20 protein-coding genes are annotated in these 23,046 nt (G+C 64.3%); 15 read left to right on the top strand and 5 right to left on the bottom strand.

Translation table 11 applies throughout. The features are described 5' to 3' along the window. Positions 1-3: 3 nt before the first annotated feature. Genes trbF through AC07YH_RS00975 form a run of 3 tightly spaced genes read left to right on the top strand, consistent with a single transcriptional unit; the run spans position 4 to position 2,698 of the window. The gene (trbF, locus tag AC07YH_RS00965) at positions 4-687 is read left to right on the top strand and encodes a conjugal transfer protein TrbF (protein WP_494745141.1); all 684 of its coding nucleotides are present in this window, start codon (positions 4-6) and stop codon (positions 685-687) included. After that, the gene (gene trbG / locus AC07YH_RS00970) at positions 684-1,541 is read left to right on the top strand and encodes a P-type conjugative transfer protein TrbG (protein ID WP_494745142.1); all 858 of its coding nucleotides are present in this window, start codon (positions 684-686) and stop codon (positions 1,539-1,541) included. Before trbF ends, trbG begins: the two co-directional genes overlap by 4 nt. Next, positions 1,538-2,698, top strand: a complete 1,161-nt coding sequence (locus AC07YH_RS00975; protein ID WP_494745143.1) for a TraB/TrbI/VirB10 family type IV secretion system protein — start codon at positions 1,538-1,540, stop codon at positions 2,696-2,698. Before trbG ends, AC07YH_RS00975 begins: the two co-directional genes overlap by 4 nt. Here AC07YH_RS00975 and AC07YH_RS00980 read toward each other — a convergent pair. Beyond that, positions 2,695-3,600, bottom strand: coding sequence for a LysR family transcriptional regulator (locus AC07YH_RS00980; protein ID WP_494745144.1), 906 nt, complete (start codon positions 3,598-3,600; stop codon positions 2,695-2,697). The two genes, AC07YH_RS00975 and AC07YH_RS00980, sit on opposite strands and share 4 nt — an antisense overlap. Before the next feature lie 195 nt (positions 3,601-3,795). Between AC07YH_RS00980 and AC07YH_RS00985 the strand changes: the two genes are divergently transcribed. After that, entirely contained in the window at positions 3,796-4,710 is a 915-nt protein-coding gene (locus AC07YH_RS00985; protein WP_494745145.1) for a HEPN domain-containing protein, read from the top strand. Between the two features lie 52 nt (positions 4,711-4,762). Here the strand turns inward: AC07YH_RS00985 and AC07YH_RS00990 are convergent, their stop codons facing one another. Then, positions 4,763-4,933, bottom strand: a complete 171-nt coding sequence (locus tag AC07YH_RS00990; RefSeq protein WP_494745146.1) for a hypothetical protein — start codon at positions 4,931-4,933, stop codon at positions 4,763-4,765. Positions 4,934-5,240: 307 nt separating this feature from the next. Here AC07YH_RS00990 and AC07YH_RS00995 point away from each other — a divergent pair, with 307 nt between their 5' ends. Further along, positions 5,241-5,435: a hypothetical protein gene (locus tag AC07YH_RS00995; RefSeq protein ID WP_494745147.1), complete on the top strand. Its 195-nt coding sequence runs from the start codon at positions 5,241-5,243 to the stop codon at positions 5,433-5,435. Here AC07YH_RS00995 and AC07YH_RS01000 read toward each other — a convergent pair. After that, positions 5,402-6,121, bottom strand: coding sequence for a Crp/Fnr family transcriptional regulator (locus AC07YH_RS01000; RefSeq protein WP_494745148.1), 720 nt, complete (start codon positions 6,119-6,121; stop codon positions 5,402-5,404). The two genes, AC07YH_RS00995 and AC07YH_RS01000, sit on opposite strands and share 34 nt — an antisense overlap. Positions 6,122-6,309: 188 nt before the next feature. Between AC07YH_RS01000 and AC07YH_RS01005 the strand changes: the two genes are divergently transcribed. After that, complete coding sequence (locus tag AC07YH_RS01005; protein ID WP_494745149.1) at positions 6,310-7,326, top strand: PAS domain-containing protein; 1,017 nt, start codon at positions 6,310-6,312, stop codon at positions 7,324-7,326. Between the two features lie 401 nt (positions 7,327-7,727). On the opposite strand, the gene AC07YH_RS01010 is transcribed toward AC07YH_RS01005, so the two are convergent. Both AC07YH_RS01010 and AC07YH_RS01015 read right to left on the bottom strand, forming a co-directional pair. Continuing rightward, positions 7,728-8,597, bottom strand: a complete 870-nt coding sequence (locus tag AC07YH_RS01010; RefSeq protein WP_494745150.1) for an HNH endonuclease family protein — start codon at positions 8,595-8,597, stop codon at positions 7,728-7,730. 1 nt (position 8,598) lies between these two features. Continuing rightward, positions 8,599-9,885 carry an AAA family ATPase gene (locus AC07YH_RS01015; protein ID WP_494745151.1) on the bottom strand — a complete coding sequence of 429 codons (1,287 nt, stop codon included), beginning with the start codon at positions 9,883-9,885 and terminating at the stop codon, positions 8,599-8,601. Between the two features lie 331 nt (positions 9,886-10,216). On the opposite strand from AC07YH_RS01015, the gene AC07YH_RS01020 reads away from it, so the two are divergent. The 9 genes from AC07YH_RS01020 to AC07YH_RS01060 all read left to right on the top strand — a co-directional run bounded on the left by AC07YH_RS01020 (position 10,217) and on the right by AC07YH_RS01060 (position 22,987). Then, a complete protein-coding gene (locus AC07YH_RS01020; protein ID WP_494745152.1) occupies positions 10,217-11,167 on the top strand; it encodes a restriction endonuclease in 951 nt (316 codons plus the stop codon). Between the two features lie 79 nt (positions 11,168-11,246). Continuing rightward, positions 11,247-13,187 carry a tetratricopeptide repeat protein gene (locus AC07YH_RS01025; RefSeq protein WP_494745153.1) on the top strand — a complete coding sequence of 647 codons (1,941 nt, stop codon included), beginning with the start codon at positions 11,247-11,249 and terminating at the stop codon, positions 13,185-13,187. A 93-nt stretch (positions 13,188-13,280) separates the two neighbouring features. After that, complete coding sequence (locus AC07YH_RS01030; protein ID WP_494745154.1) at positions 13,281-14,477, top strand: nucleotidyltransferase domain-containing protein; 1,197 nt, start codon at positions 13,281-13,283, stop codon at positions 14,475-14,477. Continuing rightward, positions 14,474-16,189: a ThiF family adenylyltransferase gene (locus tag AC07YH_RS01035; RefSeq protein WP_494745155.1), complete on the top strand. Its 1,716-nt coding sequence runs from the start codon at positions 14,474-14,476 to the stop codon at positions 16,187-16,189. Before AC07YH_RS01030 ends, AC07YH_RS01035 begins: the two co-directional genes overlap by 4 nt. Next, positions 16,179-16,604 carry a M67 family metallopeptidase gene (locus AC07YH_RS01040; protein WP_494745156.1) on the top strand — a complete coding sequence of 142 codons (426 nt, stop codon included), beginning with the start codon at positions 16,179-16,181 and terminating at the stop codon, positions 16,602-16,604. The genes AC07YH_RS01035 and AC07YH_RS01040 overlap by 11 nt, the downstream gene beginning before the upstream one ends. A gap of 33 nt (positions 16,605-16,637) precedes the next feature. After that, complete coding sequence (locus AC07YH_RS01045) at positions 16,638-17,771, top strand: SAVED domain-containing protein (RefSeq protein ID WP_494745157.1); 1,134 nt, start codon at positions 16,638-16,640, stop codon at positions 17,769-17,771. 548 nt (positions 17,772-18,319) lie between these two features. Then, positions 18,320-18,862, top strand: coding sequence for an RNA polymerase sigma factor (locus AC07YH_RS01050; RefSeq protein ID WP_494745158.1), 543 nt, complete (start codon positions 18,320-18,322; stop codon positions 18,860-18,862). 1 nt (position 18,863) lies between these two features. Continuing rightward, positions 18,864-19,862: a FecR family protein gene (locus tag AC07YH_RS01055; RefSeq protein WP_494745159.1), complete on the top strand. Its 999-nt coding sequence runs from the start codon at positions 18,864-18,866 to the stop codon at positions 19,860-19,862. A 122-nt stretch (positions 19,863-19,984) separates the two neighbouring features. Beyond that, the gene (locus AC07YH_RS01060) at positions 19,985-22,987 is read left to right on the top strand and encodes a TonB-dependent receptor domain-containing protein (RefSeq protein ID WP_494745160.1); all 3,003 of its coding nucleotides are present in this window, start codon (positions 19,985-19,987) and stop codon (positions 22,985-22,987) included. The last annotated feature ends 59 nt before the right edge of the window (positions 22,988-23,046 follow it).

The following is a 23,046-nucleotide window of genomic DNA, read 5'->3' on the forward strand; positions in this document are numbered from 1 at the left end:
TCGATGTTTCGACGGCCCGAGATCCGCTACGGGACGACGCCCGAACCCGACACGCCCTATCGACGCGCCAGGCAGGCCTGGGACGACCGCGAGGGTCGCCTGGCCGTCACCGGGCGGCGGGCCTGGACAGTCGCCCTCGTCCAGGGCGGCGTGATCGCGGCCTTGGCGGCGGCGCTGGTCTGGCAGGGCGCCCGCGGCCACGTCGTGCCGTGGGTGGTGGAGGTCGACCGGTTCGGAGAGGCCCGGACGGTCGGCCCCGCCACGGCCGACTTCAAGCCCAGCGACTTTATCATCGGCGCGCGGCTGGAACGCTTCATCGAGGAGGTGCGGTCGGTCTCGTCCGACCCCGTGGTCGTCACCCGCAACTGGCTGTCGGCCTACCAGTTCACGACCGACAGGGGCGCGGCGGCCCTCACCGCCTACGGCAAGACCAACGATCCCCGCGAGCGCATTGGCAAGGAGCAGGTCTCGGTCGACGTCACCAACGTCCTGCGCGCCTCGCCCACCAGCTTCCGCGTGGCCTGGATCGAGCGTCACTACCAGGACGGCGCCTTGGCGTCGACCGAGCGCTGGTCGGCGATCCTCACTCTGGTTGATCGCCCGACCAACAAGGTCGAGCGCCTGAAGGCCAACCCGCTTCACCTCTACGTCGACGCCATCGACTGGTCCAAGGAGATGACCCCGTGACCCACGCCCTGCAGGGGGCCGCGGTCGTCGCGGTCCTGTCGCTCGCCGCGGCATCGCAAACCCTAGCCGAGCCCCCGCGTCGAACACCCTCACCTGTCGTCGCTGCCAATGCCGCCGCCCGGGTGCAGCCTCGGCTCGAGGGTTTCCAAGGCGCGTTGCAGCGGTTTTCCTGGAGCGAGGGTGGGCTCTACCAAATCTATACCGCGCCCGGGCGGGTAACCGACATCGTGCTGGAGCCCGGAGAAGAGTTGGCGGGATCGGGTCCCATCGCCGCTGGCGACACGGCGCGGTGGGTGATTGGCGACACTGAAAGCGGTGAAGGCGAGGCCCGGCGCATTCATGTCCTGGTCAAGCCGACCCTTCCGGGCCTGGCCACCAATCTGGTGATCAATACCGTGCGCCGCACCTACTATCTGGAGCTTCGAGCCGGCGCGGCCACCTACATGGCGTCTGTCGCTTGGACCTATCCCAAGGACGCGTTGATCGCCCTGGCCAAGCCGGCGGCGTTGACTAGGCCCGTGCCACCGCCTGCCGCGCCACCGGCCGTCGATCTCGACCTCGGTCGCCTGAATTTCGACTACAGGGTGTCGGGCGACAAGGTCGGCTGGCGCCCCCAAGAGGTCTATGACGACGGCGCCAAGGTCCACCTGGTCTTTCCGCCGGGTATAGCCGCGGGGGAGCTGCCGCCGCTGTTCCTGCTCGATGCGGCCGGCAAGGGCGGGCTGCTCGACTACCGGGTCGTGGGCCGCCAGGTCATCGTCGATCGCCTGTTCGACCGCGCCGAGTTGCGGCTCGGCGACAAGCGCTCGGCCCGGCGGGTCAGGATCGAGCGGACCGGGACGCCGGCGCCGTGAGCGGATCAGACACCAGCCCGGCGGCCCAAGAAGCAGTGCGCCTGCGCGCTTCGCCGCCCAGGGTCGCGCGCCTCTCTCGGGTGGCGATCGCCGGCCTGGCCGGCCTGGGCGCGGCCGGCCTGGGCGCGGCGCTCGCCTTGGCCCTGCATCCGCGCGCGCCTAAGCCCGTCGTCATCAAGGCTGACGAGACCGACGGTCGAGCGCCCCAGGCGATCGTCGCGGGGCCACACACCTATGCCGACGTGCCAAGGCTCGGTCCGCCCCTGCCGGGCGATCTGGGCCGGCCAATCCTGTCAGCCCAGGCGCGCGGGCAGGACGTGACGCCGCCGCCGATCGCGAACACTCAGCCTGATCCCGTTGTCGAAGCGCGACGTCAGGCCCTGGCCGCCGCACGCACCAGCGCCGTCTTCAGTCGCAACGGATCGAACGCGCCGCCGACCACCGCAACGGCGCCGGCGCCGCCCGGCTATGCGACGCCACCATCGGCGCTTCCAGCCACGCTTGCGGCGGCGCCGCAGCTGGGCATCGGCGACCATCGCCAAGCGTTCCTCGAGACCCGGAACGCCACGCCGACGACCAGCGCCTATCGTCCGGCGCCGCCGGCCGGGCGCAAGATCCTGCTGGCCCAAACCATCATTCCCGCGGCCTTGGTCACCGCCGTCAGCTCGGATCTTCCAGGCCCGGTGTCGGCCCAGGTGACACGCAACGTCTATGACAGCCTGACCGGCCGGGTCGTCCTGATACCTCAGGGCTCCAAGCTGCTCGGGGCCTATGACAGCCAGGTCGCATTCGGCCAGAAGCGCGTGCTCCTGGCCTGGGACCGCGTGATCTTTCCCGACGGCCGCTCATTGCAGTTGGACCGTCTGGTCGGCGCCGACGCGACGGGACAATCGGGCCTGGTCGACCGGACGGACGCGCACTGGGGCGCCATGGGCAAAGCCGCCCTGCTTTCCAGTGTGCTCGGCATGGGGGCGTCACTGGGATCCGACGACGACAGCGATATCGCCCGCGCCTTTCGCCAGGGTGTGCAGGACACCGTCAACCAGACCGGCCAACAGGTGGTCCGCAAGCAACTCGACGTTCAGCCGACTCTCACGCTCCGGGCGGGCCTGCCGCTGACGATCCTGGTGACCCGCGATATCGTCTTCGACGACTAGGCCGCGCCCGGCAACATCGCCAACAGTCGTCGAAGGATCGGCTTTTCCGGCCTCCGCCCTAGGACGGCCTGGAAGGTCAAGAAGGCACGACTAAGAGGCCGGTAGACCACGCCCGTGACCCGGGCCGCGTCGCCTTCGTTGACCAAGCCCAGTCCTTGTCCGAGCGCCACCAACCGGGCGACGCTAGCTGGGGTGGGGGCGGTGGCGATTGCGGAGAATGAGCCTTGGCCCAGGCGCCTGAGCTTCATCCGATCGACCGCGGGCGCGATCGGGCCCGCGACGAGCAGGCGATGGCCGGTAAGATCACACCAGGACAGCGACCGCTCATCGGCCAAGCGATCCTCGGCCGGCACCGCGACGATCAGGCGTTCGCGCCAGGCCGGTCGCGCGGCCAGCCTCTCTGGCGCCCCCAGCAAAAAGCCGATGTCGAGCTGGCCTTGGATAAGGCGGGCGGTAAGCCCGCGAGCATCATCCTCGAGGATCTCGACCCCGAGACCGCTCTCTCCGCCGATCAGCCTCCGCATCAGGTCCTGGAGAACGCCGCCGCCCAGACCCGCCAGCACGCCGACGCGCAAGACGCCGTGGTCGCCGCGCGCCGCTTCGGCAGCCCGGTCGACGGCGAGATCCAGTTCGCCGACCGCGCCCTGGGCGCCGCGGACGAAGTCCTCGCCAGCGATCGTCAGCCGTACGCCGTGGGGTCCTCGCTCGAAGATCGGCGCGCCCAACCGGTCTTCCAGTTCCTGGATCCGCCGCGACACGGCCGACTGCTGGACGCCGAGGTGACGGGCCGCCCGCCTAAAGCCCCCATGCTCGGCTGCGGCCAGCACGTAGCGTAGTTGATGGAGGCCCAGGCCTGCGCGGGCGCTAGCTTGGCCAAGGCCGGCGGCGACAATATCCGGCATGGTCGATGGCACGGACAGCCCAGGCGACGCGACCCCGGCGGTCGCTCAGGCCATGCAAAGCGCGCTCCCACGCGCCCGACCACTCTATAGAGCGAATATAGACAGAATATTCGACGCGCACGTGCAACGAACGGTGGCGCCGACATCACATGCCGCCATAGACTCCACCCACGACCGCCACTGGCTAACGGACCCATGAAGACCTCGCTCGACCACCTGCCCATCGGCAAGCGCAAGGAACTGGACCTTGTGGTCAAGGTGCTGCGCGATGGGTTCGCCGAGGCCCTCAGCCGGCGGACCATGCCACGTTTCAGGAATGGCAAGCTGCTGAAGATCATCCTGTTCGGCAGCTACGCCCGTGGCGACTGGGTCGAGGATCCGAAGGGTCGCTACTTCTCGGACTATGACATCCTGGTGGTGGTCAACCACGACGCCATGACCGACCTAGAGGAGTTCTGGGACGCACCCGACAAGACCTTCCTGCGTGAATACGCGTCGGGCGAACGCCTGCGCACCCAGCCCAATTTCGTGGTTCACAGCCTCAACGACGTGAACGAGCAGCTCCGCCTCGGTCGCTACTTCTTTACGGACATCCTGAGAGACGGGATCACGCTTTTCGAGGAAGACGGATTTCCGTTCGTGCAACCGGAGGCACTTTCAGGTCGAGACGCCCTCGCCGAAACTACGAGCTATTTCGAGAAGTGGTCCGAGCGTTCAAAAAACTCGCGGATCCTGTCTCAGGACGCACGTGTGAGGGGCATGGCGAATGACGCTGCATTTCTCCTTCACCAGTCCGCCGAGCGCGCATACCACGGCCTGATCCTGACCCTCACGCTTTATAGCGCTAAAACCCATCGACTGAATCTTTTGCGCGACCGAGCGGAGGCGATGGACCAACGGCTGGTTGGCATCTGGCCTGGTAGCAACAAGTTTGAGCGTCAGGGTTTCGACCTGATCCGCCGCGCGTATGTTGAAGCGCGATATTCCGACTTCTACGAGATTTCGGAAGATCATCTAGCCTGGATGGATGATCGAGTGTCCAACTTGCAGGATGCGTTTGCGACAATAGCTCGCGAGCGGATTGAGGCCCTTCGAAAGGCGGCCACTTAGCGCCATGAGCTGCCATTGGCCTATCTCCAAGAAGCGGACGTTCGGCGATGGCTCACCATGCTCTCGGTAGATAGCGATGCAGGGCTTCCTCCGGGTCGAACACGGAGACGCCGCCGACAGTCGCCTGAACCTCGTCCCGTAACACGTCACAGCGCTCGGCAAGCTTGCCCGTGTTGAAGACCGCGAAGATGCGGCCGGCGAGCGATTGCTGAACGTGTGACATGTACGATCCCCGTCTGACCCCATGGCCACGCTTGCGAATTGGATCAACACGTCGCGTCGCAAAAAGGATCGGACCGTGCTGTCGAGATACATACGCTCGAGTAGAAGGTGGCAGGCGGGAAAAATTGCGGGTCCGCTTGTAGATCAGCGCCAGTTTCTACGTGTGGGGGATAGGCGCACCCCCAAGCTCGCGCCAAGAGGGCGCAATTACTCTAGGTTGATAAAAAATACTGCGAGAAGTGTCGACTACACGACAGGAACTGCATGTTAGACGGTTCGTTGTTGAGCAACCCTCACGGAACAGCGACATGCCCCAGCTTCGCGCCCTTACCGCTCCACTCAATGTCGAGGTGATCGATGGCGAGATCGTGCTAACGGGTGATACGGGCCCGACCGGACTTTCGCTGACGCCGCAAGCGGCCCTGGAGACCAGTCAACGCTTGGCCGACGCCGCGCGCCAGGCTCTGGATCAGCCGTCGCAGGCCTTGCCGCCTGTCGAATAGATTTCCGCCTGCGCCCCTTTGATCGCGGCGCGGCAGTTGCAACAGACACGCTCCAGACCGGACTTGTTGCTGACCGTGATCGCGCCGCGTCCCGACTGGATCAGCTCCGCGCGCTGTAGAGCGGCGATCGAGGCGGCGATGGTCGTGCGCTGCACGCCCAGCATGTTGGCGATCGCTTCCTGGGTGATCTGCACCGTGGTGCTGCTACGACTCCGATCCAGTCCATCGAGCAAGACACGGCTCAGCCGGGCCTCGACCGTGTGCAGGGCGTTGCAGGCCACCAATTGTCGGGCTTCGAACAGCAGCACCTCGACATACTTGTGGATCGCGGTGCGTAGCGCCGCGCTCTGGTCGAACAAGTCGCGATAGCTTGATGCTGGCAGGCGACAGACCTTGCCGGCGATCAAGGTGGTAACCCTGGCCGTGGCCCGGCGGCTGCCGCAGGCTTCGAACGCCCCGACCACGCCTTCGGCGCCGACCAGGACGACATCGAGGCTTTCGCCGGCCCGGGTTTCAGCTGTCGTCGCCAGGACGGCCGATTCGGGGAAATAGACCCAGTCGAGCACCTCGCCTGGCCGCTGCAATTCCTGGCCGCGATGGCTTTGGAGAAGCGAGAACTTGGCCGCAAAGCGCTCGGCGACGTCGGTTTCCAGCAAAGTGAGGAAGCTGTTGCGAACGTTCGGCAAGGTCCCCCCATAAGCCAGGATCGATCGAGGCCGGAGATTTCCTCGGCGCCTTTGCTTAGCGGTCCAGGCCGACGGTCACTGTAGCCTAGTCGACGGTGTTGTCGGTCCACCGAAGGTATGTCGGTGATAAGCGCCCCTCACCGCGCCCCTTGGCCGAGCACCGGCGCACGACAGTTCGGGATCGCACGATGAGTGGTTCGCTCCATGCCGCGCCCGGCGACGCTGGCGACCCGATCAGCGCGGGCCTGTTCGAAGCGAGTCTTGACTGCATCAAACTGATCGACCTTCAGGGCCGGCTCCTTGCGATGAACGTCAACGGTCGTCGTCTGATGGAAATCGACGACTTTGAGCCGTTGCGAGGAGTGACCTGGGCCACGCTCTGGCCGGAGACGGCGCGAGCGACGGTCACTTCGGCGGTCAATCAGGCCATCGGTGGCGCCATCGCGCGTTTCTCGGCCGACTGTCCGACCGCCAAGGGCGAGCCAAAGACGTGGGACGTGATCGTCTCACCGGTGTTCGACGCCGCCGGTCGCCCTATTCAGGTGGTCTCGATTTCCCAAGACGTCACCGAGCGACGTCGCGCATTGGAACAGACTGCGCTGATGAGCCTGGAACTCTCGCATCGGATTAAGAACATCTTCGCCGTGATGGATGGGGTCATCGCCCTTTCAGCTCGCGCCGAACCTGCGGCCGCCGAGTTCGCCGAGACGCTCCGCAAGCGCCTCCACGCCCTCGGACGGGCGACTGCCTACGTCTCGCCTTCGGACGCCGGAGGCCTGCATCTTCCGGCAATTCCAAACCTGCGCGGACTACTCCAGACCTTGCTTGAGCCCTATGGCGCGATCGCGGGGCCTGACGCGCAGCTGTTCATAGAAGGCTATGACGGCCCGATCGGGAGGTCGGCCACCACGGCGCTGGCGCTGGTGATGAACGAACTGGCGACGAACGCCGTCAAGTACGGCGCGCTCAAGACGCCGTTGGGCCGGGTACGCCTGGAGATCTCATTGACGAGCGGAGATCTCGAACTGCTCTGGCGGGAAACGAGCGAACACCAGGTGCGGGCGGAAAACGCGGCGGAGGGATTTGGATCATCGCTGCTGCACGACGCCGTCGTGCGACTGCTGAAGGGCCAGTTGGAACGGCGCTGGCTCCCTGGCGGCCTTGAAGTTTCGATCCGGGTGTCGGCCGCGCGTCTGCATCATTAACCTGACTAAGTTGTCTCAATCACGGTCGGTGAGTCACAAGCGGAGCATCGGCTTCGCGCCATAAGCGGGCATTGGCGCATCTCCAGGAACACGACGTTCGCTAGGTAAGGTGGCGCGCAGAATCGAATGGCGAGGAGAGCTACGCCTAACCGGCGGCTCTCTAGATCACGATTTCCATTGGCGGCCAGTCAGGGGCTATTCATCACGCGCTACATGGAGGCCATGGCTGGCCGTCTAACATCTAGCTTTTCGAGCCGCTCTTGCGGAGACGCCGAGGATCCAGGGAATCAGGGGTATGAGAGGCAACAAGCCCTCAGCCTCAGCCATTGAGTTGATCGTCGCCCTTGCCGCCGACTTCGCGGACCGATCCCGAACAAGCCTGCCGGGCGGCTGGGGCTTCCTCACGAGGGCGCAGCGACCCCGGCGGGAACCAGGCTCCAGCCCAGCACTTCGGGCGCCTGCTTGATCAGCTGGTCGATCTCGGGCAGCAGCGCACGCTGCCGGCGCATTTCGGCGAAGACCGTCAGATGCGGCGTGGCGAGGAGATCGCGCTGCAGACGGGTCAGATGCGCGGCCTCGGCGGCCGCGGCCTTCTGGTCGACATACTCGCGCAGCCGGGCCCGGAACCCGCCGAAGGCGTTCTGACGCGCGACCCGCATGACCTCGCGGTTCAAGCCGAGAATGCGGATGGTGTAGGCCGCTCGCGCCGTGTTCGGAGCGTCGAGGTCATAGGCCGGCAGGAACTCGAACGTGCCCTCGATCTTGACGCCGTCGGGCGTCGTGCCCCCGAGATCCAGATCCAGATAGTCGAGCGGCTCTTCGGTCCGCGGATCAATCAGGGCGTGAACGCCGGCCGCGGGCGCCACGATCGGATCGCCCTTTTTCCGGACGAATTCGACAATGACGTCGCCCTGGAGGACGCCGTAGTTGTTGCTCTTGGGTCCATTGCAGGGCCCGCAGGCGAAGAGATAGTTGGCCCAGAGGAAGGTGTATTCAGGAAACAGCGTCTTGGGCAGGATGTGCTCGATCTCGTCGGCGAGCGAGTCCTCGCAATAGGCGCAGCGAACAGGCCCGATCGACATCTTGGCCAAATTGTCGCGAACCGCTTTGAACGCGGCCTCCTTGGCATGGGTCGAGGTCTTGATATTCCATGCGGCCTTGGCGGCGTCGACCTGGGCAGCGTAGGTCCCGGCCCCCGTCACGCCCGTCTGCAGGCCTGCCAGCACCTGGAGGACCGCGTCCGATAGCGGCCGTTCGGCAATCTTCAGCATCCTAGGCCACGGCCGTGTCGGCGGCGCTGGTCGGCAGCGTCTGTCGCAGCTCCTCAAGGCGGCCTTTTTCCTCGCCGGACAGCTGAGACCGCAGCGCCTTGCGGTTCAAGCTCGCCAGTTCCTGCAACATCTCCTTTGAGTCCTCCGAGCGGGTAACATCCCGCCCAAAGAACTCGGTCCCGTAGGCGTCCAGGATCGATCCGTGGATCAAACGATTGAGAGCAGCGCCCTCGATGCGGGTGGCGGCCTCGTCGGTCCCCGGATTGCCCAAACGCCAAACCGAGGTGGCGGTACGGCAGATAATCGGGCTGTGGGTGGTGACGATGAACTGAAGTTCGGGAAAACACCGCGTGAACCAGGGGCCGATGTCCTTTTGCCACGACGGATGGAGGTGGGCGTCGACCTCGTCGATGGCCACAACGCCGGGAAGGCGCACGGCGCTGTTCTCGACATCAAGAGCGGCGATCATGTCGTTGACGCCGTAGGCGCGGGTCATCTGCCGCAAGATTTCGAAGATCATCGACAGCACCGAGCGGTACCCATCGCTGAGCTGCTCGACGATCACGCGCGCCCCACCGCCGTCGAGGACGATGATCTCCTCGGCGCGAACCTCGTGGATCTTGGCGTCGTGAGGCAGCAGGGACGAGTTGTTGAGGAAGTCGATGAGGACCGGCAGCAGCCTGCCCTCGTCCTGCTCATTCTCCAGCTGCTTCACGCGTAGATCGCGCAGCCAGCGCAGGCCTTCGGTCAGGGCCACATCCTCACCAAACGCAGACAAGTGGGGCGCCAGACGGGGGTTGGAGTAGAAGAGGCGGTCGAAGGCCTGGTCGCCGCCGGTAAAGCGGCGGAACGGACCGAACGAGGCCGAGAACCAGCCGGAGTTGGTCCCCCAGATGGAGCGCTCGCCCTTCTGAATTCCGGAGGCCACCGCCACCTCAAACCGGGGGCCGCCGATCGACGTCTCAAGGGGCCGTAGTTCGAGTTCTACATCGACCGTGCTGGCACGGCGACCGATCTTGGTGAAGACGTCTTTGGGCCCACACTCGATATCAAGCTTGATGCGGCCGTTGCTGGTGCCGTGCTTAGCCCAGGTGCTCCAATTCTGGCGCAACGCGGCTGCTTCCTTCGGACCGGCCAGGGCGAGCGCCAGCGAGCGCACGACACTAGACTTACCCGCGCCATTGGCCCCCAGCACCACGTGCCAGCCGGCCAGCTCGTGGCTCGCGAACTTCATTTCGAAGGTCTCGATCGAGCGAATATTTTGGATGCTGAGGCGGCGAACGTACATGTCAGGACCTGGGACGGCGGCTAGCGCCGCCCGAAAAGATTAGGCGGATTCTCTACGCCATCGTCGTAGCCGTCAACGCATCCTCGGGTTCGACTTCAAAACGACCGCTCGCCGAAATTGCCCAGCTTCAATGTTCGTATAAGATTCTCTTTCCGCCCCATGGCGGGCTGTGTTTACCCTTGAAGCCCTGCCCCCAGGCTCGAGCAAACTCCGGATTTGAAAATCGCGCCAAAAACACGACATTTAGCCCAAGCGCTTGGCCAATCCCGACTTGCCGTATTGTTGCGAAAAGGCGGTGACGCCTAACTCACTATCCAGCCATAGTCGCCCGATGAGCCCGACCGTCGCCAAACCCCGCCCTGGAGAACGCTTTCAGAACTTCGTGGCCCTGCTCGAAAAAGCCTTCGCTTTTCAGGACGATGTAAGCGTGACCTCACCGCTACGCCTACGCGATCGCGATACCGGCCGTCTGCGCGAGCACGATGTGGTCATTACCCGGAACACCCACCACGGACCAAATCTGACCGCTATTGAGTGTCGAGACAATGGTCGCAAGATTGGCGTCCAGGCCATAGAAAGTTATGCGAAGAAATGCGAGCGGACCGGCGTGCACCATGGCATTATGGTCGCATCACGGGGCTTTGCAAAAACTGCGCGCAAAAAAGCCGAGTCCTTAAACATAACATGCATGGATTTAGCTGAAGCTCAAAAATTTTCTTGGGTTGGCGAGATTACTGCCATCGCTCAAATGTTGAACTTCACCCGACTGTCTGTTCAACTCCATGGCGCGGATAACACGCCCATCCCGAAAGGGATCGCGGCACTGTTCGATATGGAGGGGCGGGCTATTGATGGAGAGCGGATGGGTCACCTCGTCATGCGGGCCGTCCCATCGTCCCAACTAGCGGCAATCGACGGCTCGGAGCGCACCGGCTCAGTTGCTTGCCCGATCCCCGGCGCCTACGCCATCGACCTAGCTGGCGCTCGCTGGCCGATTGATGCCATGACTATTTTCTACGGCGTCGTCGCCGAGACCCTCACCCAACGCATCAGCCTCCATCGCTACGGTAGCGAGACGACGGCCGAGATTGCCTCAACCCAAGTGACTTTCTCCAACGGACAGACTTCGGACTTGGCGTTTGTGAAATCCGAGCGGGGGGTCACCGCCATTTTACGATCAACCGGAACACACGCACACTCCGTGCAAATCGGAGACGCCCCACAAAGGTTCTTTGAGGCTTCCACCACACCCATTGCGCCACAGAAGAAACACGCCCCCTGAGCGCCATGGGCTGACCTTCAGCAACCTGCAGGAAGGCGACGCAAGGCTAGGGCCAAGACATCATAGTCATCTAAAGACGATGAAACATCTCGACGATCTACCGAACCGACACCCCAATCACGAGATACAAGCCAAGGCCGAACGCGCCTTCGAGGCTCTGTTGACTTCCTCAGAAGACTTCATCCTCCAAGGCTCGGACCGCGCGGACTACGGAACCGACCTGCAAATCGAGGTGATTAACCGCCAGGCGGCGACCAACGTCCGCCTCCACATTCAACTGAAGGGAACAGAAGTAGCATTTAATGTCGATGGATCTTTGAGCGTTCAAATCCGTCGCGCGAACCTGAATTACCTGCTGATGCAGCCCCATTCGGCCTTTGTCTGCTTCCACGTCCCCACTGAAAGTCTTCGCATCTGTTCGGCCGAAGCGGTCGTGCGCAAGTACGAGCACACAAAGCGCAATTGGACCGATCAAGAAACCCTGACGGTGACCTTCTCGGATGTACTTTCGGAAGATCGTTTGAAGTCCCTGGCCCAGTTGGCTCGCTCCAGCGCGGCCTCGACCCGAGATGTCCGCTTCATCCAGACATCCGCTCTGCCCCGGGACGTGCCGTCGATTTTGCGCGCCGCCCCGCCGCACCTGCACGTCCCCGACGACGTCGCGACGGCGGCGGCGCTCCTGCACAGTCTATATGAAAGCGGTCAGTCCGATCGGGCGATCAGCGCGGCGTTCGACCGCTTCCAGGCGCTACTGGGATCACAGCATCCTGCGATGGGATGCGCCTACATGGCTGAAATAAATCTTGGCATGGGAGGTCGGAGCGACAATCCTGACCGGATCGTCGAAGCCATCTCGTTCCTGACCTCGGAAATAGACCGCGGTCGGATCATGGCGGCTGGGCTTCATTATTCTATAGGCAATGCCTACAGCGCCCTCTCGCGCGATGCCGAAGCCGTCGAGGCCTACTCTCTGGCGTTGGAGAACCTGTCGCCACAGGAGGGGGACGCCTTAAGGGCGCAGATTTGCAAGAATCTCGGGACCAGCCACGAAAGGCTAGGAAACGACGCCAAAGCGCTTGAACTATACCGCGAGGCCCTGGACTACGCCCCGCATCTGCCCGAGGCCCACAGTGCGCTGGGTCGCCATGCCTTGAAGCAAGGCTCCTATGCCCAAGCGCTAGAACACTTTGACCAAGTCGTCTTCGCGGAGGGCGTCGGCGGCCGCTCGGTATCCAGCTGGCGCATGAACGCCCTCTTCAACCTTGGAGACGGCAAGGCAGCCTTCCGGGAAATTAACACGCTCCTGCCCTACGCTAGCGATCAGGATTGGATTTGGGGTTGGTGCGCAAGGCAAGTCGCGAACTTTGGTAGGGCCAACGACGAGAACGCCAGGCTGAGCCTTTCGTTCTGGGACCGGTATCTTGCAGCCAACCCAGGATGCCCGGGCGGTACTCGCGAACGCTTGCTAAACATCCTCTACCTTCGCCAAGGGGAGGATTATCGCGGCCCCGATTACGCCACGTTCAAAATCCAGTTCGACGCAGGAATTGCGCTGCTAGGTGACGAGCCCGCCGCCTATCTTTGGGACCGTCTTGGGCATTGGGCCGAAGAGATCGACGATCGGACCGAAGCCGAACGCTGCTTTCGCCAAGCCTACGATCTCGCCCAAGGCCACTACGGGTATTGCCTTGGCACTGCGCTGATTTTCCTCGATCGCCATGAAGAAGCCGTCCCGTTCCTTCTGCAGCAAGCCGAGCACCTGCAGCCCGACGACAAGAGCTGGTTACAGTTGGCGTCCGCCTATGTGGGCTTATGTCGCCATGAAGATGCGATCGACGCCTATCAACGCGCTATCGCCCTCAACCCGCTGTGCGCTGACGCTTGGTTCAATCTAGGCGGCGTCTTCTGGAATGCCGGGGCTAGAGAAGAGGCGCTTATCAGGTGGGAGCACGCCCTCGCAGAGTTTCCCGATCACGAGCTAGCCCTTCAGCTTCGTCGGGATTTTAGCCCCCTCTTCTGACAGTCGGCCAGGAAAAGTTCTCGGTATGCGGGCGAGAAAAGCACACTCGCCCACACCTGGAACGAATCATGAAACGGCGGTATTGCTGTGGCCATGTCTAGCTTCAGCACAACACGCCAAGCCGAAACCTTTCTGCAAGCGCTCGCGGACGAACTGTCGATCAGCGAGCGACGCTATGAGCAAGCCGAGCAGAGCTATCGATCGCTGGGCGATTGGCTCCTGCGCCCCGCTTCGACGCTGCGGGCCTATCAGCCCCAGGTCTACGTCCAGGGGTCTTTCAGGCTCGGGACCGTGATCCGCCCGATCTCGGACGAAGAGGACTACGACGTCGATTCGGTTTGCGAGCTGCGCGCGGCGACCACCAGCACCTTTAGCCAACAAGGCTTGAAGCGACTTCTCGAAGGTGAGGTCCGCGCCTACCACCGCGCGCAAAACATGACAAAGCCCATCCGCGAGGGGCGACGGTGCTGGGTCTTGAACTATGCCGATGAGGCGCAGTTTCACATGGACGTCGTGCCGTGCGTGCCGGACGCGGCTCGACAACGCCGGCTCTTGGAAAATGAACGGTTCAGCACCGACTGGGTCGATACGGCGATCGCCATCACCGACAATGAGCGCTGGAACTACAGGATCCTCGACGCCGATTGGTGCCGTTCCAACCCGAAGGGCTACTCGGAGTGGTTCCGCAGGCGGATGATCGCCGTCCTAAACCGTCGAAAGCAGACCCTCGCCGAATCCTTGCGTGCGAGCGTCGAGAGCATTCCCGACTACAAGGTCCGCACCCCACTTCAAGCCGCGATCATGATCCTCAAGCGGCACCGGGATTCAAGGTTCGCCGGGAATCTCGACGACCGCCCGATCTCGATCATTATCACAACCCTTGCGGCCCATGCCTACGGCTCAGAGGAGACCATCGCCGAGGCGCTGCTGGCGATCTTGAGCAAGATGGACAACCACATCCAGCACGACGGGCGCAAATATGTCATCGCCAACCCGACTGACCCGCTGGAGAACTTCGCCGACAAGTGGGAGACCCATCCCCAGCGCGCGACCGCATTTTATGAATGGCTTCGTCAGGCCCGCCAGGACTTCGGCTACGCCGCCGGCCAGACCGATCCGCGTCGCCTGATGGAAAGCCTTTCGCCGTCGATGGGAGGTGGCGTCGCCGAGCGTTCTCTCAAACGCTCGGGGCTGGCGGGCTTCCTGAACGCTGCTTCTGCGGCCCCGGCGGCGGCTCTGTCCTTCCCCAACAGTCCGCGCGTGCCGACCACCCCGAAGGGCTTCGCTTGATTTGGTGGGTCAGCCTTCCGGGACGCGCGCGCGAGGAGCGAGCTCAGCTGGCGGAGCTGCAGGAGCGCTGTCCTTGGCTCGTCGATGTAGTTTGGCACCTGGAGAGCGACTTTAAGCTGACGGCCAGTTTCGCGATTGTTCGAGAGGACGACCGCATCGCCTTCACGCTGACCTATCCTGACTTCTTTCCGGACGTTCCACCTTCGGTCCGGCCAAAGGACGCGACTCTTCTTTCGCCGCACCAGTACGGAGCCGGCGGCGAACTTTGTTTGGAGTACCGGGCCGACAACTGGCGCTCGGACACGACTGGCGCAATGTTGGTCGAAAGCGCCTATCGCCTTCTGGTCGGTGAAGAGGACGCGCAGGCCGCGCCGGTGCCCTCGGCCCACAAGACCACCCTGGGTCAGGAGGTTCGCGGCGAAACCATGCGTTTCGCCCTCGCCGACGAGGCACGCCAGAATCTCCTGGCCTTGCCGCCCGGTCATGTCTTGGACGCTGAGATCACTGAGCTGCGCCACGCCGATGCTTGGGTCGCCCAAGTGACGCGGCTGGGCGAAAAGGACGCGCCAATCTTCGCGCGCAGTTTGCCGCGTGACCCAGGCTATACGAAGTGGCCGGCGCTCGCGTTTCGGCTGCCGGACGGCGAAAGGATTCCAAGACCTCTCACCCCCGACAAGCTGCTCGATCTGGTCGGGCGGCACGGCCTGGACGCCCAGTTCGAAGTCCTCAGGAACAAGGGCTTCGCCTTTCTGATCCTGGTGAGCGGCCAGACCATATGCCTGCCGGGTTTCTTCGGCGGGAAGGAGATGAAGGTCCTGGAATATCGGACGATCCTGTCAGGTCCCGCGCGCCGCCGGCTGCCTGAGCGCTTCTCTGTACTGACCGACAAACGCGTCGGGATCGTCGGCTGCGGATCGTTGGGCTCGAAGGTCGCTGTCTCCTTGGCCAGGTCTGGCGTCTCTGGGTTCGCCCTGATCGATCCAGACCTGCTCTTTCCCGACAACGTCGTCCGAAACGACCTCGACCTGCGCGCCGTCGGGGTGAACAAGAGCCAGGCGCTGAAGAACCGTCTGCTGGAAATCGCGCCTGACGCGGAGGTCATCGCACGGTCGGTCCTGCTGGGCGGACAAGAAAGCGCCGACACGACAGCAAGCGTGATGGACCTGCTGTCCAAATGCGACCTGATCGTCGACGCCACGGCCGAGCCGACGGTCTTCAATCTCTGCGCTTCGGTCGCCAAGGCCGAGAGCAAGCCGATGCTGTGGGGCGAGGTGTTCGCGGGCGGCGTTGGCGGATTGGTCGCGCGCTCCGCCCCCGACCACGATCCGCCGCCCCAAAGGGCGCGCAATCAGATCCTGTCGTGGTACGCCAGTCGCGACGTGCCATGGACCGCCACATCGCCGGAGGACTACGCCGTCGATGTCGTCGACGCCGCCCCCCTGGTCGCCTCCGATGCGGACGTCGGCGCCATCGCCGGCCATCTGACCCAGTTCGCGCTCGACCTTCTGGTCAACACGAACGGCTCCGACTTTCCGTATTCAGCCTATGTTCTCGGCTTCAAGGCCGAATGGATCTTCAGCGGTCCCTACGAAACCTATCCGATCACCTATAGCCCCGATGGAAGCTGGGGTCCCGATCACGAGGCCGACGCAGCCACGGAAGTCGGCCAGCTCCTAAAAGAGCTCTTCCCCACTACCGCAGATGCAGATTGAGATCTCGCCGCAGGTCGTAGCTCGACTTCGCGGACATCTTCGCGCCGCCGGCCGACGCGAAATTGGCGGCGTTCTGATGGGCGAGCAGGTCAAGGCGGGTCACTTCCGTGTCGTTGATTTTTCCGTCGACGACCAGGCGGGCAGCGTCGCGCACTTCGTGCGCAGTCCTGCCCATCACGCCGCCGCGCTCGAAGCCTTTTTCGAGCGCACGGGCTCGGACTACGAGAGATTCAACTATCTGGGGGAATGGCACTCCCATCCCAGCTTCCCGGTCCGCCCCAGCCTCGAGGACGCGGCCTCGATGATGGATTTGGTCAACGGCGATCGAGGGATCGACTTTGCGGTTCTGATGATCGTCAAGCTGCGCTTCCTGGTCAGCCTCGAATACTCCGTCACCCTTTTTACGAAGTCCTAGCCTCGCCTTAGGCCTCCAACACGAAGCCAATCCATGTCCAGAACCAACATTCCCCAGAAGGTGCAGTCGGCGCTTTGGGCCAAGGCCGGCGGGCGCTGTCAGTACCGGGGATGCAACGAGAACCTTGTGGGCGACCTAGTCGCGGGCAAGGAAGATGGGACGTTCGGCTTCATCGCCCACATCGTCGCCGATAAGGAAACGGGGCCGCGAGGCGATCCCGTGCGCTCGCCGAAACTGGCGCGCTCGCTTGAGAACCTGATGCTGATGTGCGCCAGGGACCACAAACTCATCGACGTCGATGAGGTCGATAGCCACCCCGAATCTGTGCTGCTGGCTATGAAGAAAGAGCACGAAGACCGCATCGGGATCGTCTGCGGAATGGATCCGGATCGCGCCTCACACGTCATTCGGTTCGGCGCCGATATTGGGCAGAACGAAGCGCTGGTCTCGACACGATCGATCTTTGCGGCCATGCCCCCTGATAATCATCCAGCTCACGGGACGACCATCGACCTGGAGCTGGTCGGAAGCGCGTTCCGCGACCACGAACAGGACTTTTGGACGTTCCAGCGCACAAACCTGCTCCGACAGTTCGAGAGCAAAGTGAAGGGCCGTATCGAGCGGCAGGAGATCCGGCATTTGAGCGTCTTCGCGCTCGCACCCCAGCCGCTCCTGATCGAACTGGGACGTCTCCTGGGAGATATTGTTCCGGTGGCGGTGCGCCAACGACATCGTGAGCCGGCGACCTGGGCTTGGCAAACGGCCCAGCCAGCCATCGTGTTCGAAACGGCCGAACCTGAGCGCAAGCCTGGAACCGTCGCCTTGAAGCTGGCGGTCAGCGCGACCATCACCGATGAGCGCATCGCCGCAACGCTAGGCTCCGAGGTGGCGATCTGGTCGCTCACGGCCAAGGACCCGCACAACGACATCCTGCGCCGCGCCGACGACCAAGCGGCCTACCGGCGCGAGCTGCGCAAGCTGCTCGAACGCATCAAGACGGCTCATGGCGAGAACGTCCTCGTGCACGTGTTTCCTGCCCTACCTGCTTCGCTGGCGATCGAGACCGGACGAGTCCGCATGCCCAAGGCCGACCTGCCTTGGCTCATCTACGATCAAAACGCCGAGGCGGGCGGTTTCATCCCTACTATCAGGATACCGTCGAACTAACTGTCAGCACGAAGCAGACGCTTTTAACTTCGGCTATGAGTCAGATTTGCTACGTCGGCAATCGTCCCCTTCCAGGGCCGAGACCGCCGCGACTGGCTCGGGCACCCACCGCCGTAGAGCGCGGCCGTGCCAAAGGCGGGAGCTCCACCCTTCCTCTTCGCCTCCTAGGCCCCTACTCTCCCCCTCGCGGGCGCCGCCCTATAGGCGCCGACCTGGAGCCGGGGGTCATCGGCGGCGGTCGGCGCTGAAGTCGGCGGGCCTTCCTCATCGCAAGGTTTCCAACGCCCGCCCCCAATTTCGCCTAACAACGATCCCCGGCTTGCGCCCGAGTCCCGATTGATTCAGGATTTCGGGGCCGGCGCCTCGCGCGCTGGTGGGGCGTGGAAACCCCGTGCGATGCCTAAGAGCCATAGCGACGAGCCGATCACAGCGGCTCGGCGACAGCGCCCGCGCCCCCGGGACGCGCCCCCGTGTCCGCGGTTCGCGGTCGCGCGCCCTTGCCCGCCATGGAGTTTCCGAAAGGCCCCGTCGAACCGACGGAGTAGGCGATGGACCGCAAGATTCCGCGCGTGGCGACCCAGCCCGAGGGCGACTGGGACGAGCACGACGACATGGATCAGCTCTATAGGCGCTATGCGCCCTGGCTGGGCGCCATGCTGCGCCGGCGCTTCGGGCGCGGAATGGACGCCGACGCCGAAGATGTAGTCCAGGAGACCTATGCGCGGCTGACGTCACGCGACGCCTCCGAAATCCAACGCCCCCAGGCGTTGTTGATGCGGGTGGCCTCCAACCTCGCCAAGGACCTGCTGCGCCGCCGCGCGGTCCGCGGCCGCCACGTTCAACGGGTCCAGTCGTCAACTGGCCAGGATGAGACCATCGCCACGCCGGTGGACGACCTCCTCTTCAAGGAAGCGATCCTATCGATCCCCGAGCGCTATCGGACCGTCTTCGTCTTGAGCCGCTTCGACGGTTTGACTTATGAAGAGATCGCTACACGCTGCGGTTTATCGGTGAAGGCTGTAGAGTGGCGGCTGAGCAAGGCCATCGAGCACTGTATTGGACGCGTTCAGGACGAAGAAGAAGAAGCCTGAGATGAGTCTTTCGATCGCCCCTTCCGAAAAAGCCAAGGCCGAAGCGGCCGCTTGGTTCGCGCGGCTGAAGAAGCGCGATGTTCCGGCCGCCGACATGGAAGCCTTCCGCCTATGGCGCAAGGGACCCGGCAACAAGGAAGCGTACGACGCCGTCGACGCCTTTTGGCGACAGAGCGAACGCCTGAAGTCCGACCCTGACATCCAGGACGCGATCGACGCCGCGCGCGGACAGATCTCGCTTCGGGCGCCCCGGCGGTTGCCTGGGGCCGCGCTGGGCTTTGGACTGGCCTTCGCGCTGGCGCTTCTGGCGATCGGCGGGGTCGGCCTCTACCGCGCGTGGGGACCCGCCACATATACGACCCGGGTCGGCGAGCAGCGGCTCGTGCGGCTTACCGATGGCTCGACGGTCATGCTCGACACGGCCAGCAAAATCGTCGTGCGCTACAGCAAGGATCACCGCGACCTCGACCTCGAAACGGGCCAGGCGATGTTCGATGTGGCCCATGACGCCACGCGACCGTTCGTCGTGCGGGCGGGAGACACGTCGGTGACCGCGCTGGGCACACGCTTCGATGTCCGACGTGACGATGGCGGCGCCCAGGTCACTCTGGTTCGTGGTTCGGTCGAGGTGCGCAAACAAGGCGAAGCAAAACCTGCGGTCTGGCGGCTCTCGCCCGGTCAGGCGCTCTCGACCACTATGCCCGCGCCACGTCCGGCGCCGGTCGACGTCGCGACGAAGACCAGCTGGAGCACCGGGCGCCTCGTGTTCAACGACGTGCCGCTCGCCGCCGCCGTGGCCGAGATCAACCGCTATGACAAGACCCAGATCGTCCTCGACGTCGGCCCGCAAGACCCCGCCAGCATCAGTGGCACTTTCGACGTCGGCGATACCGACTACTTCGTCAGCGCGGCCGCCGAACTGAACGACTTCGTCGTCAGCCGGTCAGAGCCGGGCGTCATCCGCCTGACACGCGGGCCCCAACCGTCGACGGGCCACTGAAATTCTTTTTCGGAGCAACAGGGTTCAAGGCCGTCTGGCGCGTCAAAGCCGCGACGCCATGCGCCGTGCACAGAAGATCCGTCCATTGACGGGCGCCGGCTGGGCGTCGGAGGGGACCGATCTTGCCTAGCACCACCTTGAAACAGCGCCTGCTCGCGGGCCTGGCCATCACGCTCTTGGGCGCCGCCTCGGCCGCGCCCGTCCTGGCCGCACCGACCGAACAGGCCCAGGTCATCGCGTTCAACATCCAGGCCGGGCCGCTAGACGCCGCGTTGCAGACCTTCGCCGCCCAGAGTGGTCGCCAGGTCTCGTTCGCGCCCGAACTGGTCGCCGGGCTCAGGACGGCGGGCCTGCACGGCAACCTGACGCCGGAAGCGGCGATCGCCCAACTTGTGGCTGGCGCGCCGCTGGACATTCGCCGCGGCGGCCGCAACGGGTTCATCCTCAAGCCGCGCACCGTGACCACGGGGTCGAACGCCGCCGACCCTTTTGATGCAACCGGCGAGGTGGCGGCGACGGAGGTCACCGAAGTCCTGGTGACCGGCTCGCTGATCCGTGGCGCGCGTGACGGCGCCTCGCCCGTGGTGTCCTTCGATCGCAAGGACATCGACCGTGGCGGCTACGGTAATCTGGCCGAAGCGCTCAGCGCCCTGCCCCAGAACTTCAGCGGCGGCGCCACGCCGGCGAGCCAATTGCTCGGCTCGGACCGCACCTTCGTCAACGACACCGTCGCCTCGGGCGTCAATCTGCGCGGCCTGGGCAACTCGGCCACACTGGTGCTGCTCAACGGCCGGCGCATGGCCGGCACGGGCTTGAAGGGCAACTTCGCGGACGTCTCGGCGATCCCTACCGGCGCCATCGATCACGTCGAGGTCCTGCTGGATGGCGCCTCGGCGCTCTATGGCGCGGATGCGGTCGGAGGCGTGGTCAACGTGATCCTGCGCCAGAAGTTCGAAGGCGCCGAGACCCGCGTGCGCTCGAGCATCGGCCAGAAGGGCGACGCAAAGGAACTGCAGTTTGGTCAGACCTTCGGGACCGCCTGGAGCGGCGGTCGCGCGGTGATCTCCGGCGAATACTATCAACGCGACGCCCTGGCGGCGTCGGCGCGAAGGCAAACCGCCAGCAGCGATTTGCGCGCCCTGGGCGGCACGGACCATCGCACCCAGTTCTCCAACCCTGGCAACATCGTCGACTACAGCCCTGCGGCCGGAGCCTATGTCCCGATCTACGCGATCCCGTCGACGGGGACGGGTCTGACGGCGAGCGATTTCGTGGCCGGGACCATGAACCTGGGCGAGCCGCGCCTGGGCTCCGACACCCTGCCGGACCAGGAGCGCGAGAGCGTCTATGGGACGCTCGCCCAGACCCTGGGCAAGGTCGAGTTGACGGCTGACGCGCTCTACACCCATCGCAAGTTCAGCTTCAGCCAGGGCGCGGCCTCGACGATCCTCACGGTCACCAACGCCAACCCCTACTTCGTGCCGATCACCGGCGAGACCTCGCAACTGATCGCCTACGATTTCACCGGCGCCGTGGGTCCCGTCAAAGCGGTGGGCACGGCCGAGAACCTCGGACTTTCGCTGGGCGCGGCGCGGGACTTCGGCCGAACCTGGCGCGGGGAACTCTACGGGGCCTACTCCACCGATCGCGGTGAAAGCCGGCAGGACCACGCTCTCAATTCCGGCTTCCTGCGCGAGGCGCTCGGCTCAGTGGCCGACGACCCCGCCACCGCGTTCTCCACCGCGCGGGACGGCTACTTCAACCCCTATGGCGACGGCGCGGCCAACAGCCAGACGGTGAAGGATTTCATCAAAAGCGGCTATCAGCACCACTGGCGCCGCAACCGGGTCTCGTCGGTCAATTTGAAGGTCGATGGTACGGTGGTGGAACTGCCGGGCGGCCCCCTGAAGCTGGCCGTCGGCGGCCAGCTGCGCAAGGAAGACTTCCTGGTCCGCGACGCTTACTACACCTCCGGCGCCAAGGTCACCGCAGCGGGCGGCACACTCTACGATCGCCACGTCAGCTCGGCCTTCGCGGAACTGCGCGTGCCGATCGTCGGACCGCATCAGGATATTCCAGGAGTGTATCGCCTGGAGCTGTCGTTGGCCGGCCGCATAGAGCGCTACAGCGATTTCGGGACGACTAAGAACCCCAAGGTCGGCGTGGTCTGGGAGCCGGTCGAAGGCGTCAAGCTGCGGACCAGCTACGGGACGTCGTTCCGGGCGCCGACCCTGGCCGACATCTACGAGCCCTATACGATCAGCGCCGCCTTCGTGCCGGACGTGTCGGGCAATACGCTGAGCCTGATCCAGACCGGCGGTAATCTTGGCCTTCGGCCTGAGACGGCCAAGTCCTGGACGACGGGCGTCGACTTCACGCCGGTGTCGCGTCCGGGCGCGCGACTGGGGATCACCTATTTCGACACCAAGTTTTCCAACCAGGTCGGCCACCCGGTCTACGAGGACATCCTCAACGCGCTGAAGAACCCGATCTACAAGGACTTCGTGCGGCGGCTGAGCGCCAGCAATTCGGCCGACGTTTCGGCTGCGCAGGCCTTGATTGACGCAGCGACCAGCTCGACGCCGAAACTGTTCCCCGCCACGGCCTATGGCACGATCATCGACGCGCGCAACCTCAACGCCGGCGAGCTGGACGTACGCGGCCTAGACGTCACTGGCGCCTGGCCGGTTGCGGTGGCCAAGGAGACCGTCACCTTGACGGCAAACCTCTCCTATCTCTTCGAGTACAGCCGCCGGATCAGCCCGTCCGCCCCCTCGACCGAGTTCGTGGACCTCGCCGGATTCCCGGTCGATCTGCGCGCTGTCGCCGGGGCCAGCTGGACCCACGGGCCGTTCACGACCAGCCTCTCGGTCCACTATGTCGACGACTACAAGTCTTCGGCCGGCCAGAAGATCGGGTCTTGGACGACGGCCGACGTCCTACTCGGCTGGACGGCACCGGCGCCTGACGGTCCGCTGCATGGCGTGTCGGCGACGCTGTCCGTGCAGAACCTGCTCGGCACGAAAGCGCCGTTCTACGATTCGCTCGACGGGGTCGGCTACGATCCGGCCAATGCCGACGTGCTCGGGCGTGTGATCGCGATCCAACTGACCAAGCGCTGGTAGCCCTCACGGCGGGCGCGGAGAACCGCGCCCGCCGCACCTCCCCTAAAAAGGTCTTTTCC

It is taken from the genome of Caulobacter sp. GW456-12-1-14-TSB4 (assembly GCF_059424195.1).

What these genes read in the sequence shown, in the direction of transcription:
- trbF (WP_494745141.1), top strand. Translation starts at nt 4, where the DNA reads ATGTTTCGACGGCCCGAGATCCGCTACGGGACGACGCCCGAACCCGAC.
- AC07YH_RS00980 (WP_494745144.1), bottom strand. Translation starts at nt 3,600, where the DNA reads ATGCCGGATATTGTCGCCGCCGGCCTTGGCCAAGCTAGCGCCCGCGCA.
- AC07YH_RS00985 (WP_494745145.1), top strand. Translation starts at nt 3,796, where the DNA reads ATGAAGACCTCGCTCGACCACCTGCCCATCGGCAAGCGCAAGGAACTG.
- AC07YH_RS00990 (WP_494745146.1), bottom strand. Translation starts at nt 4,933, where the DNA reads ATGTCACACGTTCAGCAATCGCTCGCCGGCCGCATCTTCGCGGTCTTC.
- AC07YH_RS00995 (WP_494745147.1), top strand. Translation starts at nt 5,241, where the DNA reads ATGCCCCAGCTTCGCGCCCTTACCGCTCCACTCAATGTCGAGGTGATC.
- AC07YH_RS01005 (WP_494745149.1), top strand. Translation starts at nt 6,310, where the DNA reads ATGAGTGGTTCGCTCCATGCCGCGCCCGGCGACGCTGGCGACCCGATC.
- AC07YH_RS01010 (WP_494745150.1), bottom strand. Translation starts at nt 8,597, where the DNA reads ATGCTGAAGATTGCCGAACGGCCGCTATCGGACGCGGTCCTCCAGGTG.
- AC07YH_RS01015 (WP_494745151.1), bottom strand. Translation starts at nt 9,885, where the DNA reads ATGTACGTTCGCCGCCTCAGCATCCAAAATATTCGCTCGATCGAGACC.
- AC07YH_RS01020 (WP_494745152.1), top strand. Translation starts at nt 10,217, where the DNA reads ATGAGCCCGACCGTCGCCAAACCCCGCCCTGGAGAACGCTTTCAGAAC.
- AC07YH_RS01025 (WP_494745153.1), top strand. Translation starts at nt 11,247, where the DNA reads ATGAAACATCTCGACGATCTACCGAACCGACACCCCAATCACGAGATA.
- AC07YH_RS01030 (WP_494745154.1), top strand. Translation starts at nt 13,281, where the DNA reads ATGTCTAGCTTCAGCACAACACGCCAAGCCGAAACCTTTCTGCAAGCG.
- AC07YH_RS01040 (WP_494745156.1), top strand. Translation starts at nt 16,179, where the DNA reads ATGCAGATTGAGATCTCGCCGCAGGTCGTAGCTCGACTTCGCGGACAT.
- AC07YH_RS01045 (WP_494745157.1), top strand. Translation starts at nt 16,638, where the DNA reads ATGTCCAGAACCAACATTCCCCAGAAGGTGCAGTCGGCGCTTTGGGCC.
- AC07YH_RS01050 (WP_494745158.1), top strand. Translation starts at nt 18,320, where the DNA reads ATGGACCGCAAGATTCCGCGCGTGGCGACCCAGCCCGAGGGCGACTGG.
- AC07YH_RS01055 (WP_494745159.1), top strand. Translation starts at nt 18,864, where the DNA reads ATGAGTCTTTCGATCGCCCCTTCCGAAAAAGCCAAGGCCGAAGCGGCC.